The following is a 14,923-nucleotide window of genomic DNA, read 5'->3' on the forward strand; positions in this document are numbered from 1 at the left end:
ATCCTCGTACGGGGCGGGGTCAGACGTCCCGGCGTTTCAGCAGGACCGCGGCGACGGCCAGGGACGCGGCCGCCCAGCACGCCAGGGCGAGGAGCGCCGCGGAGGGCGATGCGGCTCCCGGCAGCGGGCCCGCCGAGCCGAGCGCGCCCGCGGCCTGCGTGGGGAAGTACTTCACGGCGGTGCTCGTCGCCTCGTACGGCAGGGCGCCGAGGATCTCCGGTACGACGACCACGCCGGCGATGAACGCGCCGATGGCGCCCGCGACCGAGCGGAGCAGCGCGCCGAGGCCCAGGGCGATGAGGCCGACGAGCGTGATGCCGGCGGCGTTCCCGGTGATCGCGCGCAGCACGCCCGGGTCGGTGAGGGACGCGGCCTGCTCGGTGTCCCCGAGGAACACCTGCGCCGCCAGGAACGTGACCAGGTTGGTGACGAGGGCGGCCGCGAAGGCCGTCGCGGCGAACACGGCCGCCTTCGCCCACAGGACCGGGACGCGGCTCGGGACGGCGGTGAGCGAGGCGCGGACCATGCCCGTCGCGTACTCGCCGGCGGTGACGAGGATGGCGAGGACGGCGAGCACGACCTGGCTGAGCATCGTCCCGTACAGGGAGAGGACGACGGTGTCGATGTCGGCGTCGCCGCCTCCGGGCGTGTACGTGGTGGCCATGACCAGGCCGATGCCCAGGACCAGGGCGGAGGCCGACAGGACGGTGATCCAGGTGGAGCGCAGGGAGCGGAGCTTGTGCCACTCGGCGTGTGCGACGCGCAGGTGGGTGACGGCGTAGGCGGGTGAGGGGGACGGGGACGGGGACTGCGGATTCATGCGGCGGTGGCTCCCTGGTAGTCGACGGCGTCCTGGGTGAGGTTCATGAAGGCCTCCTCCAGGGAGGCGGTGTGCGGGGTGAGTTCGTACAGGGCGATCCCGTGGGCGGCGGCGGTGCGGCCTATGTGGGTGGAGTCGGCGCCGCGGACCTCCAGCGTGTCGGGCGCCACGGCGGTGATCTGTCCGCGGGGCCGCTCGGCGAGGAGGGCGCGGCGCAGGTCGGTGGCCTGCGGGGTGACGACGCGGACGCTGCTGCCGCCGGACCCCCGTACGAGGTCGTCGACCGTCGTGTCGGCGAGCAGCCGGCCGCGGCCGATGACGACGAGGTGGTCGGCGGTCAGCGCCATCTCGGACATGAGGTGGGAGGAGACCAGGACGGTACGGCCCTCGGCGGCGAGGGACTTGAGGAGCGTACGGATCCACAGCACGCCCTCCGGGTCGAGGCCGTTGACGGGCTCGTCGAGGATCAGCGTCGCCGGGTCGCCGAGCAGGGCGGAGGCGATGCCGAGTCGCTGGCCCATGCCGAGGCTGAAGCCCTTCACGCGGCGGTCGGCGACGCCGCTGAGGCCGGTCAGCTCCAGGACCTCGGCGACGCGGCGGCGCGGGAGGCCATGGGTGAGGGCCAGGGCGAGGAGGTGGTCGCGCGCGGAGCGCCCGGGATGGATGGCGCGGGCCTCCAGCAGCGCGCCGACCTGGGTGAGCGGGGCACGGTGGCCGGCGTAGGCGCGGCCGTTGACGGTGGCGCGGCCGTGGGTCGGCGCGTCGAGGCCGAGCAGCATGCGCATGGTCGTGGACTTGCCGGCGCCGTTGGGACCGAGGAAGCCGGTGACGGTGCCGGGGCGGACGGTGAAACTGAGGTCCTGGACGACGGTCTTCCCGCCGTACGTCTTGGTGAGTTCGTGTGCCCGAATCATGCTTTCGACGCTACGAAGGGATGGGCTGCGGGGCGTCCGACCGCGGGCGGGAGCGGGGGCGGGGGCGTAGTACCGGGGTACGACACGGAAAGGGGCTGCCGCCTTCATCGGGTTGCCGGGGTTATTGGGTTGCCCGGGCTCCGCCTGGTGGTCAGGATCGGAAGATGACGCACCTGATACGCCCCGTGCGGGCCGGCGAATGGCGTGAGGCCCGGGAGATCCGGCTGGCCGGGCTGCGGGACCCCGTCGCGCCGCTCGCCTTCCTGGACACGTACAAGGCCGCCGCCGCACGGGACGACGCCCACTGGCAGGAGCGGACCGCGCGGGCGGCGGAGGGCCGCGACGTACGGCAGTTCGTGGCCGTGGCGCCCGACGGCACCTGGCTGGGGACGGTGACCGTGCTGGTGGAGCGGAGGGGCGTCGACGTGCCGTTCGGCGAGGCCGCCGCTGTGGACCAGACGCATGTCGTCGCGGTGTACGTACGGCCCGAGGCGCGCGGCAGCGGCGTGGCGCAGGACCTGTTCCGGGCCGCCGTGGAGTGGTCGTGGGCCCTGCGGGAGCCGTTCGTGCGGCGCGTCCGGCTGTACGTCCACGAGCGCAACGTCCGTGCGGCCGCCGCCTACCGGAAGGCCGGCTTCGTACCGAGCGGGCGGACCCTGCCGATGGAGGGCGACCCCGAGGCCTTGGAGCTGGAGTACGAGCTGCGGCGGCGCAGCGGGTGCGCGATGGACGAGGACCCGCTGGCCGGGTAGTCCGCTTCCCGTACCGCTACGGCGCGGGTGCCGGCGCGGCCAGGGGCTCCGGCCAGCGGGCACGGGCCTGCTCCTGGGAGCGGAGCAGTACGAGGGTCGGCAGGCCCTGGGCCTCGCCGTCCGCGAGGAGTTCGGGGAGGCGGGGCAGGGGGGCGACCGCCGCGACGTCGTCGAGGACGAGCGTCATTGGTGGGTCGAGCCGACCGTCGGATGACCGTGCGGCCATGCGGCGGCCGTGCTCGACCACGTGCGACGCGAGCGCCGTGAGGAGTGGCATGGCCCCCGGGTTCGTCCGGGGGTCCTCGATCGGTTCGCCCACCAAGTAAAGGGTTCCCCCCTCGTGGATGAATGATTCCAAGGTCAGCGAATCAGTTCGATTTGGGGTGCAGGCCTCGCGGATGTGGACCGAGGAGAGACAGGCGAGGGCACGGACCGTCAGTTCGCGGGCGGCCTCGCGGCGTTCGGGGTAGCCCGTGAGCGCCGATTCGAGCAGGCCGCCGTGGCTGTTGGTGGCCTTGGGGTGCGTACGGAGGATGCGTACGGGCTCGTGGGCGGTGCCGTTGTTCTGGGCCCAGCGGTGGACCTGCTTGAAGGGCCTGCCATCGACGGCAGCCGCGTGGAGCCAGCAGCTCAGCAGGGTCTCGGCCGTGTCGGCGACGGCCGCGTCCATGCGGGCCCGGGGCCGTACGGGCGCGAGGAGCGCGGCGGCGCGGGCGGCGGCCGTGGCGGTGTCCTCGCAGCCGTCGGTGGGCGACCAGTGGAGGCGGGCCGGGGTGTCGCAGAGGTGGCCCGGGTCGTAGAGGAGGACGGGGCCCAGCTTGGCGCGGGCGTCCTTGGTGTCGGCCCACACCGTGGGGTCGGACGTGACGACGAGCGCGGGCCCCTCGGCCTCCAGGATGGCCTGGAGGGCGCTGGGGCGGCGGGCGGCGCGGTCGCCGTAGAGCAGGCGGGGCTGGGGGGCGGGGCGGGTGCGGGGGGGGGCAGGGTGGGGGCGGTGGTGCCCTCGGCTTGGGGCTGCGGCTGGGCCGCGGGGGCTTCCGCGGGTGTCGGGGCTTCCGCGGCCGGTGTCGCGTCCGGGGCGGGGGTCGCGGTCGGAGCCGGCGTGGGTGCCGTGCGCGTCGGCGTCGTACGCGTGGGTGCCGTACGCGAAAGGTGCGCATCCCGCGCATCCCGCGCATCCCGCGCATCCTGCGCACGCTGGGCCCGCGCGGCCGCTCGTACCGCGCGCCAGCGGGCCAGCGTGCCCAGGACGAACACCGCCAGCACGATGAGCACCATCAGCTCGCCGATCAGCAGCCCCCAGAACACGCCGTACCCCGACAGCTGCTCGGCCGGTGTCGCCGGCCAGGCCGCCGCCAGGTCGTGCGGGTCGGCGATCAGCGACCGTATGGCGAGCGGGGTGCGGCCGAACGTCACCCCGTCCGGCCACGAGCCGTGCGTGAACAGCCCGGCGAGTCCGGTCGCCGTCCACGCCAGCAGCGTCACGCCCAGCAGGAACCCCAGCAGCCCCACCAGCAACCCGTCGGGGATGCCCCCCTCCCGGCCGCGCTCCTCGGTCTTCCGCTGCATGTCACGCCACCGTGGACTCGGGTGAGCCGTTCATCTGCCGCTCGATGAGGGCCGCGCGCTGTTCCGCCTCCCATTCGGCGGCCCGCATGTCGTCGGGCAGCTCCGGCGGGGCGGACTCGGTCATGGCCCGGTCGGTGTAGACGAGGGGCCGTTCCGCTTCGGTGACCAGGTGTTTGACGACCTGGACATTGCCGTTGACGTCCCAGACGGCGATGCCGGGGGTGAGGGTCGGGATGATCTCCACGGCCCACCGGGGCAGGCCGAGGACCCGTCCCGTCGCCCGTGCCTCGTCGGCTTTCTGGGCGTAGATCGTCCGCGTCGAGGCCATCTTCAGGATGGCCGCGGCCTCGCGGGCCGCAGCCCCGTCGACGACGTCGCTGAGGTGGTGGACGACCGCGACGAAGGACAGGCCGAGGCGTCGGCCGAACTTCAGCAGCCGCTGGAACAGCTGGGCCACGAACGGGCTGTTGATGATGTGCCAGGCCTCCTCGACCAGGAAGATGCGCTTCTTCCGGTCGGGGCGGATCCAGGTGTGCTCCAGCCAGACGCCGACGATCGCCATGAGGATGGGCATGGCGATGGAGTTGCGGTCGATGTGCGACAGGTCGAAGACGATGAGCGGCGCGTCGAGGTCGATGCCGACGGTCGTCGGCCCGTCGAACATGCCGCGCAGGTCACCGTCGACGAGCCGGTCGAGGACGAGGGCGACGTCCAGACCCCAGGCCCGTACGTCGTCTATGTCGACGTTCATCGCCTCCGCCGATTCCGCCTCGGGGTGGCGGAGTTGCTCGACGATGTCGGTGAGGACGGGCTGTCGGTCGGTGATGGTCTCGTTGACGTACGCGTGGGCGACCTTCAGCGCGAAGCCGGACCGCTCGTCGAGGCCGTGCCCCATGGCGACCTCGATGATGGTGCGGAGCAGCGCGAGCTGGCCGGTGGTGGTGATGGCCGGGTCGAGCGGGTTGAGGCGGATGCCGTCGTCGAGGGCGGCCATGGGGTCGAGCCGGATGGGCGTTATCCCCAGCTCCTCCGCGATGAGGTTCCACTCGCCGACTCCGTCCTCGCCCTGGGCGTCGAGGACGACGACCTGGCGGTCGCGGAAGCGGAGCTGGCGCAGGACGTACGTCTTCTCCAGCGCCGACTTGCCGTTGCCGGACTCCCCGAGCACCAGCCAGTGGGGGGCGGGGAGCTGCTGCCCGTACAACTGGAAGGGGTCGTAGATGTAGCCCTTGCCGCTGTACACCTCGCGGCCGATGATCACGCCGGAGTCGCCGAGGCCGGGGGCGGCGGTCGGCAGGTAGACGGCCTGGGCCTGGCCGGTGGAGGTGCGTACGGGCAGACGGGTGGTCTCCACCTTCCCGAAGAGGAAGGAGGTGAAGGCGTCGGTGAGGACGGACAGCGGATCACGCATCATCAGGCCCCTATCGTCCTATCGTCGTCGTCTCGTCCGTGTCGCCGGCGCCGGCGGCCTTTCGGCCTCGTGGTGCTCGTGCGGCTCGTGGTGCACGTGCCGCTCGTGGTGCTGGTGCTGCTCGTGCCGTTCCTGTGTCGTGCTGCTGTCGTCACGGCGCCGCGCCCTAGCGGCGGATGCCGGTCGCGAACGGCAGGGTGTTCACGAAGGCCCGATGGTGCTCGCGGTCGCACCACTCCAGCTTCAGATACGACTTGCCGGCCGACGCCCTGATCGTGCGCTTGTCCCGGGCCAGGGCCTCGGGCGAGCGGGACGACACTGTGATGTACCCGACGAGATTGACGCCTGCCGCACCGCTGGCGAGATCTTCACCCCGCTGGTCGAGCCTGCCGTGCGCGGCGATGTCGCGCGGGTCGACGGTGCGGTTCATCTTGGCGGCGCGGCTGGCCTCCGCCTCGTCGTTGGTCTTCTCGGTGAGCATGCGCTCGATGGCGATCTCGGTGGGTTCGAGGTCCATCGTGACGGCGACGGTGCGGATGACGTCCGGGGTGTGGACGAGGAGCGGGGCGAGGAAGTTGACGCCGACGGGGGTCATCGGCCACTCCTTGATCCACGCGGTGGCGTGGCACCAGGGGGCGCGGGTGGCCGACTCGCGGGTCTTGGCCTGGAGGTACGTCGGCTCGACGGCGTCCAGTTCGGCGGGCCAAGCGTTTCGTTTCGTCATCGCCTGGATGTGGTCGATGGGGTGGTCCGGGTCGTACATGGAGTGCACGAGGGACGCCAGGCGGGACTGGCCCAGGGGCTGGCGGACGCGGATGTCGGCCTCGGCGAGACGGGCGCAGATGTCGGTCAGCTCGCGGGCCATGACGACGGCCAGGCCGGCGTCCTTGTCGAGCCGCTGCCGCTTGGCGCCGGAGGCGTGGCGGGCGGCGCGGGCGATGGCGTGGGCCTCGGCGGCCAGCTCGCGGTTGTAGTGCATGCAGGCGACGAGGTACGCGCGGTGCTGCTCGCTGGAGGTGGACACCATGGACTGCAACTGGTCGTAGGAGTCCAGCAGCCAGCGGGGGGCGTTCGGGTCGCCGCGCTGGGTGACGTCCTTGGCGTGGGCGTCGGGGTCGGCGGGCAGGGTGCGGGCCAGCATCTGGAGGCGGGTGACGAAGCCGTCGCCATTGGCCACGTGCTTGAGGAGGGTGCCGAAACGGTCCACCAGGGCTTCCTGGTCCTCGCTGTCGCGCAGGCCGACGCCCGGGCCCTCGATCTCGATGGCGGCGGTGACGGTGCGGCGGTCGGCGTGGAGCAGTACGGCGATCTCGTCGGGCCCGAAGGGCGCGGAGAGCCAGGAGATGCGGCCGATGCCGGGCGGCGGCCCGATCTCCACCTCGCGGCCGTCGAGGCGGGTGCCGGCCTCGACGGCGGCGGAGCGGTAGGTGGTGCCCTGCCGGAGGATGCGCTTGTAGCTGCGGTTGACCTCGAACCAGCGGTAGAAGGTGCGGCCGCGGTACGGCACGTACACGGCGGCGAGCGCGAGCATCGGGAGGCCGGTCAGCATCGCGATGCGCAGGGACAGCACGGGCACCAGCAGGCCGGCCATCATGCCGAGGAACGCGCCGAAGATGATCAGTGCGATCTCGCCGGTCTCGCGGTTCTTGCCGACGATCGCGTTCGGCCGGGCGCGGCCGATCAGATACGTGCGGCGGGGCGTGATCGGATGGGACTGGGTCGTCACCGCCCTCCACCTCCTGGTCCTGTGGTGTTGCTGCTGGTGCCTGTGCCGCCGGTGCTACGGCTGCTGTGCGGGGTGCTCGGGGTGGGCGCGCCGCCGCTGGGGGCGCGGGGCGGGGGTGCGGCGGAGGGGACAGTTCCGCCGCCGGCCCCGCCCCCGGTGGTGGTACGGGTGCTGTGTGCGGCGACGCCGCCGGAGACGGCGTTGGTGGGGGCCGGGGTGGCCTTCTGGTGGCTGCGGCTGCTGTGGGTCTTGATGCCCTGTGAGACGAGGGCGGCCGGGGAGGAGATGACGGCGGCGGCCTGGGCGCCGTCGGTCGCCTGCTTGCGGTTCGTACGGGCGGCGGCGATCTCGTCGCCGAAGCCGGGCACGAAGCGGTAGATCATGGCCGAGGCGAAGATCGCCAGCAGGATGATGGCGAGGCCGGAGACGACGGCGGAGAACGCGTCGGGCCCTTCCCCGGAGGACAGCGCCCCGGCGAGGCCCAGCACGATCACGATGACGGGCTTCACCATGATGACCGCGATCATGATCCCGGCCCAGCGGCGTACGTGGCCCCACATGTTCTTGTCGACGAGCCCGGCGTACACGACGGTCCCGAGGAGGGCGCCGACGTACAGCAGCGCGGCCCGGATGACCAGCTCCAGCCAGAGGATGCCGGCGGCGAGGATCGACACGAGCGACACGACGATCAGCATGATCGGCCCGCCGCCGATGTCCTCGCCCTTCTTCAGCGCGGCGGCGAACGACCCGAAGAACGTGTCGGTCTGGCCGCCCGTACTGGCCGCGATGACCTCGGTGACGCCGTCGGTCGCGGAGACGACCGTGTAGAGGATCAGCGGCGTGAAGGCGGACGCGAGCACGGTCAGCCAGAGGAACCCGACGGCTTCGGAGAGGGCCGTGCTCAGGGGCACGCCCCGAATGGCCCGCTTGGCCACGGCGAGCAGCCAGAGGACGAGGGTGAGGATGGTGGATGCCGCGAAGACGACGGCGTACTGCTGCAGGAACTTGGGGTTCGTGAAGTCGACGGCGGCGGTGCTTTTGACGGCTTCGCTGAGCTTCCCGACGATCCACGCGGCGGCATCGGCACAGCCCCGGGCGAGCGAGCTGAGGGGGTCTAGGGGGTCGCCGGGTTCGAGGGGGGTGGAACCCCGGTTGGCTGCCTTCTCGCCGTCCTCGCAGTAGTCCTTGGCGAGACCGACGATCAGATCGCACGGGTTGCTGCTGCCGCTCGGCGACGGGGTGGGCGCGGGTGGCGGCGTGGGCGCCGCCGAGGCGCGTGCGGCGAACAGCACGACGGACGTCTGCACGGCCGCGTATACGGCGACGAGCGGACGGACACGCTGCGGACGGCTACCGGGCATAGGTGAAGCCTCCGTATCCGGCGACCGCGTTGGCGATCTCGTCTGCGGTGGAAGCCCGGTTGTCGCCGTTGACCGGCGTGGGGCCTTCCTTCTGGCTGGACGACTGGATCTTCCAATCGTTCCCGACCCACTTCAGCTTCTGCGTGATGGTGAACCAGGTCTCGGTGACCGGCTTGGTGGAGCCTTCACCGGCAAGGCCCACGAGCCCGGTGCACCACACCTCGACCGTGGCGGTGCTGCTGTCCATCTCCGTCACCTTGGTGCCGACCGGCACCGTCCGGGAGACGAAGGCCAGCCCGTCGGGGGTCGAGCCGTCCTCGTTCAGGCCGACGTTCTTGAGGAAGCCGGGGGAGTAGGCACGGTCCAGGTCGGCCACGAGCTTGTCGGCGACGGAGGGATCGTGCACAGTGCGCACGATTTCGTGCCGAGTGGTCTGCTGGAACATCTCGGCGGAGCCCAGCGCCACCGCATAGTTCGCCGCCGCGCTCTGCGCCCCCTGCTCGTCCTGGGCGTAGCCCGTCGGGATCGGGCCGTTCTTGCCGGTCACCGGCTTCACGCCGGTGGCCGCCGTCGGGGTGGCCGCGGCGCCCCCGGTGCCCTTCGCGGCGTCGTCGCCCCCGTCGCCGCCGCGGTTGGCGAAGGCGATCGCGGCGATGAGGAGCACCACGACGCCCACGACGCCGATGAGCGACCGTGAGCTGCGCTGGGGCCGGCGGCCGGCGCCGTACGCGTCGCCGGCCGCGCTCTCGGGCAGGCGCGTACGGGTCTGGCCCGTACCGGCGCCGCCGCGCCCGCCGCCTTCGTACTCGTCGCCGAGGCTCATGACGGGTACGCCCCCTCGTACGACGGCTGCCGTGCAGGTGTCCGCGTGAACGCGGTGTGGTGACTGGACATCAGGAGACGCATCCTCTGAGGGGGGACCCGGAGCGGTGGGCGGTTAGACGGCCATCCCGTACACGATGGTGAACAGGGTCCCGAGCGACCCGATGATGAAGACGCCGGTGAGGCCGGCCACGATCAGGCCCTTGCCCTGTTCGGCGCTGAACGTGTCCCTGAGCGCGGTCGCGCCGATACGCTGTTTGGCCGCACCCCAGATGGCGATGCCGAGGCACAGCAGGATTGCCACGGCCATCACGATCTCGATCATCACGCGTGCCTGGTTGCCCAGGCTGCCGAAGGGGCCCCAGTTAGGGGCGATTCCGCCAATGATGGTGGTGATGTCGCCCTTCTCGGCCGCCAAGAACATGTAACTCACCGCCCCTGTTCGGTAGTTCGACGCCCCTGCCCCATGGCATGGGTCATCAACTATCTTCGCTGATGAAACCGCCCACGTACGACGACTTGGCGGGTCTCTTTACCCGATCCCCGCACGTTTGACCGACCTGGCGCCCCTGACCTGCGGCGGCAGTGGTCCATGTGGGTGCGAGTACGCGTGTGGTCACTCTGTGTATCACGGGGTGTGACTGCGGGCAATGACCGTCGTTGTTCCCTCTCTGGGCTGCTGAGACGCAGGTGGCGGTGGTGGGGGCGGTGGAACGACGACGCCGCCGCCGGAAGCCTCCGGCGGCGGCGTGAGCGCATTGATCTCTCGTCAGATGTTGGACTGCCCCGACTGGGTGAAGAGGAAGTAGCCCAGGATGACTACGGCGAGGGCGGTCAATGCGATGACGGTGATCGCGGCGGCCGTACCCCCAGAGTCCCCGAGTCGGCTCACCTTGTTCCCCATAGTGCTCTCCTGCGGTGCTGACCCGCGCCGTGGTCTCCGGCGGGGTTGTGGCACAGCCGTTTGCGGCTGCATGGCACACATTAGCGCAGTGGTCCAGACCAGTTGGCGGGGGTCGGGTGGAGGTCTGATGGAGGGGGTGGGGGCCGGTTGGAGGGGTTGGGCGACCGGGTGGAACCAACTGCCCGAACTCTCCGTCTTCCTGCGACACCACGCCGCGCGATGGCGGCGTCTTCGCAGGTCATCCCCTATCTGCGCGTATCGAGGCGGACACGGTGCGCGTATGCCGGGGCGGGTCCGGAGGGGACGGCGCGAGCGCCTTCGGTCCCATGAGCTGCGGAGATGACGCCCCGTCGGCCGGCGCGCACAGCATGCCGTCCTGCTGCGGCCGGTTCCTTCACAGTGTTGGCTGGATGTTCATCTGCGTATGCCGATGGGGTGTCAGAAATCACCTGGCCATGTGGTCGAACTCCCCGGCGCGCACGCCCGCGGCGAAGGCCTCCCACTGGGCGGTGGACGTGGTGACGAGCACCTCCTGCGGGTCCCCGCCCCGCAGCCGGAGGACACCGCCGGGCCCGGCGGTCCCGCCCTCGGGCAGCCGCCCGTCCTCGATGGCCTCCCGCCAGGTCCGCCAGGTGGCGGGGGCGAGGGTGAGTATCGCGCCGGTGGGGTCGCTGGTCTCGGTGAGCCTGACGGCGCCATGGGGGGCGGGGGCGAGGTGTATGCAGGCGTCTCCTTCGGCGCAGTACGACGACTTCTGCCAGCCTTGATGCGCGTGCATTGCAGGTCCTTTCACAGCTGAAGGGCGATGTGATGGATGAGATCCCGCGACTTGGCCTGGTCCAGGGCCACGGCCTCCATGCGGGAGAGCAGTAGCCGGTACTTCTCGAGCTGTGCCTCCGCGTCCAGGAGGACGGGGCCGTGTGACTGGTCGAGGTGGACGGTGTCCAGCTGGGGTACGGGGCCGCAGGCGTAGTTCACCGACTGCCCCGACCCGGGGAACGCGCCCGCGTCGAACGGGATGACCAGCACGGTGATGTGCGGCCGTTCGCTCATCTCCACCAGGTGCCGGAGCTGGGCCCGTGCGACACCGGCGCCCCCGACCTTCATCCGCAGGGCGGCCTCATGGATGACCGTGCGGTACGGGACGGGGGTGTCGCGGTAGAGGACGGCCTGGCGTTTGATGCGGTGGGAGGCGCGATGCTCGACCTCGGGCGGGTGCGCCACGGGGATCATCTGGCGGAAGATCTCGCGGGCGTGGTCGATGGTCTGGAGCAGCCCGGGCATGTGCGAGGTGTACGCGGTCCGCAGCGCGGTGGCGTGGTGCTCCATCTCGGCCAGGTCGAGCAGCGCGGGCGGCAGGATCTCGCGGTACTGCTCCCACCAGCCCTTGCTCCGCTCGACGGCCATGGCCGCGAGGGCGTCGACGTACGTCTCGTCGGTGCAGGAGTCGGTACGGGCCATGGCGCGCACCCGCTCGGCGCTCACGCCGAACCTCGCCGTCTCGACGTTGCTGAGCTGACCGGAGCTGGTCCCGAGCCGGCGTGCGGCCTCTGTTGAGGTGAGGCCGGCCCGCTCGCGGAGTCGGCGCAACTCGGCGGCGAGGCGAAGCCGACGGGCGGTGGCGGGCGGCCGCGAGGTCATTTGACTCCTCCTGGATCCGTCCTGGTGGGCTGGTCACTCACACGGGGGATTACGGCATGAGATCTCTCGAATCGGCGCAAAGGTTCTTTGCCGCTGCCTGGTCTGTGATGCAGGCCACTCGCCTGGAAGTGCACCGGTCCACGGACCGGCGGAGCCACCAGGCACGCGCATGACCGCCGCAACTCCCGGAACCGACCGGAGACTTCCATGCCGTTCACCGTAACGCCGCCCTGGGCTTACACCCTTCAGCTTCCCCCGGACCCACGCGGCCCGGGCATCGCCCGCAGTACCCTCCGCACCGTGCTGGCCGCGCACGGCATGCGGGCGCTCACGGCGGTCGCCGAGCTGCTGACGAGCGAGCTGGTCACGAACGCGTACCTGCACTCGGAGGGCCCGTGCACGCTACGGCTCCGGGCCATGGAGCCGGGGCGGCTGCGGGTGAGCGTGTGGAACGGCAACCCGGAGATCCCGCCACCGTTCCGCGCCGCCGGCCCCGCGGTCACCCGGCCGGGAGAAGGCGACGAACACGGGCGCGGGCTCCTACTGGCGGAGCTGTGCGCCGACGACTTCGGCGCGTACCCGCTGGAGCGGTGGGGCGGGAAGCTGCTGTGGGCCGAGTGCAGTGGGGCGGCGGATGCTGGGCGGGGGCGCTGATGTCCGCGCTCCACGCGTACCCGGCGCAGTACGGTGGAGTCGTCGCTGATCGGGACGCCGGCTCCCGCCCGCGGGGATGGAGGTCGCACACGATGCCCCTGCCTCGTCACCTGCGCGCCCGCCCGGGAAAGCTCCGCGAGCTGGCCGAGCAGATCGAAGAAGCGACGGGTCTGCGCGTGCAGATCCTGGGAGGATCTCTCGTGATGTCCCCGACGCCACGCGGCAAGCACGCGGGTGTTGTCTACCGGTTGGAAGAAGCCATCAGGCCCGCGCTGCCGTCGGACTTGGTGGCTGCGGAGATGGTTTCCGTCGAGATGCCGGAGGACCCGGACGACTTCGTCACCCCGGACCTCACGGTATGCCCAGCGGCCTTCCTGGAGTCGGACGACTGGCTGCTCGACCCACACGATGTCGAGCTCGCTGTCGAGGTGATCTCGCAGTCGGAGAAGGCCCGGGACACCTCCCAGAAGAACGACTGGTACGCCGTGGCCGGCGTACGCGCCCTCCTGGTCATCGACCCCCGCCACGGCGCCTGGTCCCTCCACACCCGCCCCGAGGGCGGCGCCTATCAGGACGTACTACGCGGTAAGTACGGCGAGGACGTCCCGCTGCCCGAGCCACTGTCGCTCGTCCTGGCGACGGGCCGATTGCCGATGTACTCGCCCGGCGGTCGGTGAGGCTCGGGAGCCGGCCGTCACGTCCACGGGATCGTCAACCACGGGCTGGCGGGATCCGTCATCAGGACGCGGTGCACAGCGAGGACATCCTCGTACCACTTGCCGAACTCCTCCTCGTCGAAGTGGAGGCAACGGCCGAGAACGTAGGCGGCCGAGAAGTCCGCCCAGGAGCGGTAGTTGGTCCGGACGAGCTGGCCGGCACGGATCACGGCGGACTCGGCCTCCGCGAGGGTGCCGTATCGGCAGACCAGGCCCCACCGTGCCATGCTCGAAGCGCGGCCGTAGTCCCAGCCTTCGATGGTGCGGATGTATCCGCTCTCGGGCAACAGGCCGTCAGCGCGGAAACGAGCCTCGTAGCGGGCGATGCGGCCGATGAGTCGCTGCACACCGGCCACTTGTGATTCGAGCTCGGTGGGGGACGGCGCACGGCCCTGCGTCACGCCGTCGGGACTCAGACGCGGCCGGGCGGCTTCCTCGGCTCGCGCACGGACGATGCGGGCCGCGGCCTCACGCCAGTGGTCGACGGAGACCGGGCCGGCGAAGTCCCGGGCCATCGAGCGGCGCAGTTGCAGGACGAACTCCCAGACGCTGCTGACCATGTCGGCACGCAGAAGAGCTTCCAGCGTGGCCAGCCACTGCTCGCGGTTCGTGACGCCCCACCACTCCTCCAGCGTCTCCTTTTCGATGCGATAGCCGACGCCGTGGTAGGCCATCGCGTTCCAGAACCGGCCGTTGTTCACAGAGAGGTGCGCACCGGCGGCCAGCCCGAAGGCCACCGGTCCCTGCGGGGGGCCACCTACGTCGAGCGTGTGTATGACATGTGGTGCGAGCCCGGTTCGTTCGAACTTGGCGGCGTGCTGCAGCCACAAGGCCCGGCCTTCCGGGCTTGCGGGCATCAGTCCCTCACACGGACTGCCCGGGTTCACCACGAGATACGGCGGATCTCCCGGAGCCCACACGCGGGCGAACCAGCTGAGCGTGTGGGCGTTGAAGACCGGATCCGGGGCTGGCGCGGGCAGCATGCCGGCGGTGTAGACGGCCAAACACTTCGACCGCGTCTGAGGGTTCCAGTAGGGGTGGAAGTAGCTGTCGTCGGGCCGGGCGTCGACGGAGGCTCGGGCTTGGGCCATGAACAGATGTGTTTGAGCGACGATGTCGTAGTACGCGGGCCAGTCACCGCGCTGCCGCGCCTCGTAGAGCCCACGCTCGATGTGGCTTGGGGCTTGCCAGCCCTGCGACGCGGACAGCTGTTCTCCCCTTGGCTTACTGACACGTCCATGTTCAAGATCTTAAGAGGAACGGCCAGTCGGCCGGTGATGCGAGGCAGCGGCGGAGTTCCTAGTTCTTGGGTAGGCTGGCGAGCCAGGAGCGATAGTAGGACTCCTGTTCCCTTACGGTTCCCACCTGCTCCAGTTCAGCTGGGTCGAAGATCTTTACGACTGCACCCAAATCGGTAACCGGTCGCCCCATTTCTCTGGCGATTACTTTGTATCCGCCGCCCATCTGAAGAGTCATGGCGGACGGGTAGCAATCCAGCCTGGATCCATTGCAGCAGATGCGCACACCGAGTGGTTCCCAGGTGTTTCGAATTCCCTTCAGGCATTCCCATAGGTCGGGCCCTCGCGCTTCGCATGATTCTCCATCCGGGCGTAGGACCCTTACCCATGCATCA

At 70.8% G+C, this 14,923-nt stretch carries 14 protein-coding genes and 1 pseudogene; 3 read left to right on the top strand and 12 right to left on the bottom strand.

Annotated elements, in window-relative coordinates; all coding sequences use genetic code 11:
• Window positions 1-19 precede the first annotated feature (19 nt).
• A complete protein-coding gene (locus ABEB09_RS17505; RefSeq protein WP_345690853.1) occupies window positions 20-820 on the bottom strand; it encodes an ABC transporter permease in 801 nt (266 codons plus the stop codon).
• Window positions 817-1,734, bottom strand: coding sequence for an ABC transporter ATP-binding protein (locus tag ABEB09_RS17510; protein WP_345690854.1), 918 nt, complete (start codon window positions 1,732-1,734; stop codon window positions 817-819). The genes ABEB09_RS17505 and ABEB09_RS17510 overlap by 4 nt, the downstream gene beginning before the upstream one ends.
• A gap of 164 nt (window positions 1,735-1,898) precedes the next feature.
• On the opposite strand from ABEB09_RS17510, the gene ABEB09_RS17515 reads away from it, so the two are divergent.
• Window positions 1,899-2,486: a GNAT family N-acetyltransferase gene (locus ABEB09_RS17515; protein ID WP_345690855.1), complete on the top strand. Its 588-nt coding sequence runs from the start codon at window positions 1,899-1,901 to the stop codon at window positions 2,484-2,486.
• 16 nt (window positions 2,487-2,502) lie between these two features.
• On the opposite strand, the pseudogene ABEB09_RS17520 reads toward ABEB09_RS17515, so the two are convergent.
• The 9 genes and pseudogenes from ABEB09_RS17520 to ABEB09_RS17560 all read right to left on the bottom strand — a co-directional run.
• A pseudogene (locus ABEB09_RS17520) lies at window positions 2,503-3,957 on the bottom strand (type IV secretory system conjugative DNA transfer family protein); the annotation flags it as partial.
• A 99-nt stretch (window positions 3,958-4,056) separates the two neighbouring features.
• Window positions 4,057-5,466, bottom strand: coding sequence for an ATP-binding protein (locus ABEB09_RS17525; RefSeq protein WP_345693972.1), 1,410 nt, complete (start codon window positions 5,464-5,466; stop codon window positions 4,057-4,059).
• 166 nt (window positions 5,467-5,632) lie between these two features.
• Window positions 5,633-7,192 (bottom strand): SCO6880 family protein, encoded by a 1,560-nt coding sequence (locus ABEB09_RS17530; RefSeq protein WP_345690856.1) that lies wholly within the window; start codon window positions 7,190-7,192, stop codon window positions 5,633-5,635.
• Window positions 7,189-8,553 carry a hypothetical protein gene (locus tag ABEB09_RS17535; protein WP_345690857.1) on the bottom strand — a complete coding sequence of 455 codons (1,365 nt, stop codon included), beginning with the start codon at window positions 8,551-8,553 and terminating at the stop codon, window positions 7,189-7,191. Before ABEB09_RS17535 ends, ABEB09_RS17530 begins: the two co-directional genes overlap by 4 nt.
• Window positions 8,543-9,376, bottom strand: coding sequence for a hypothetical protein (locus tag ABEB09_RS17540; protein WP_345690858.1), 834 nt, complete (start codon window positions 9,374-9,376; stop codon window positions 8,543-8,545). Before ABEB09_RS17540 ends, ABEB09_RS17535 begins: the two co-directional genes overlap by 11 nt.
• A 114-nt stretch (window positions 9,377-9,490) precedes the next feature.
• Window positions 9,491-9,799, bottom strand: a complete 309-nt coding sequence (locus ABEB09_RS17545) for a hypothetical protein (RefSeq protein ID WP_345693973.1) — start codon at window positions 9,797-9,799, stop codon at window positions 9,491-9,493.
• A 345-nt stretch (window positions 9,800-10,144) separates the two neighbouring features.
• Window positions 10,145-10,279, bottom strand: coding sequence for a hypothetical protein (locus ABEB09_RS17550; RefSeq protein WP_345690859.1), 135 nt, complete (start codon window positions 10,277-10,279; stop codon window positions 10,145-10,147).
• Window positions 10,280-10,724: 445 nt separating this feature from the next.
• Window positions 10,725-11,057, bottom strand: a complete 333-nt coding sequence (locus ABEB09_RS17555; RefSeq protein WP_345690860.1) for a DUF397 domain-containing protein — start codon at window positions 11,055-11,057, stop codon at window positions 10,725-10,727.
• A gap of 11 nt (window positions 11,058-11,068) precedes the next feature.
• Window positions 11,069-11,920: a helix-turn-helix domain-containing protein gene (locus ABEB09_RS17560; RefSeq protein ID WP_345690861.1), complete on the bottom strand. Its 852-nt coding sequence runs from the start codon at window positions 11,918-11,920 to the stop codon at window positions 11,069-11,071.
• Between the two features lie 207 nt (window positions 11,921-12,127).
• On the opposite strand from ABEB09_RS17560, the gene ABEB09_RS17565 reads away from it, so the two are divergent.
• Both ABEB09_RS17565 and ABEB09_RS17570 read left to right on the top strand, forming a co-directional pair.
• Window positions 12,128-12,574, top strand: coding sequence for an ATP-binding protein (locus tag ABEB09_RS17565; RefSeq protein WP_345690862.1), 447 nt, complete (start codon window positions 12,128-12,130; stop codon window positions 12,572-12,574).
• A 92-nt stretch (window positions 12,575-12,666) separates the two neighbouring features.
• Window positions 12,667-13,251 (top strand): Uma2 family endonuclease, encoded by a 585-nt coding sequence (locus tag ABEB09_RS17570; RefSeq protein WP_345690863.1) that lies wholly within the window; start codon window positions 12,667-12,669, stop codon window positions 13,249-13,251.
• A 17-nt stretch (window positions 13,252-13,268) separates the two neighbouring features.
• Here ABEB09_RS17570 and ABEB09_RS17575 read toward each other — a convergent pair whose 3' ends face one another.
• Window positions 13,269-14,381 carry a DUF1266 domain-containing protein gene (locus ABEB09_RS17575; protein WP_345690864.1) on the bottom strand — a complete coding sequence of 371 codons (1,113 nt, stop codon included), beginning with the start codon at window positions 14,379-14,381 and terminating at the stop codon, window positions 13,269-13,271.
• Window positions 14,382-14,923: the final 542 nt, after the last annotated feature.

The organism is Streptomyces coeruleoprunus, assembly GCF_039542925.1.
GTDB classification, from domain to species: domain Bacteria; phylum Actinomycetota; class Actinomycetes; order Streptomycetales; family Streptomycetaceae; genus Streptomyces; species Streptomyces coeruleoprunus.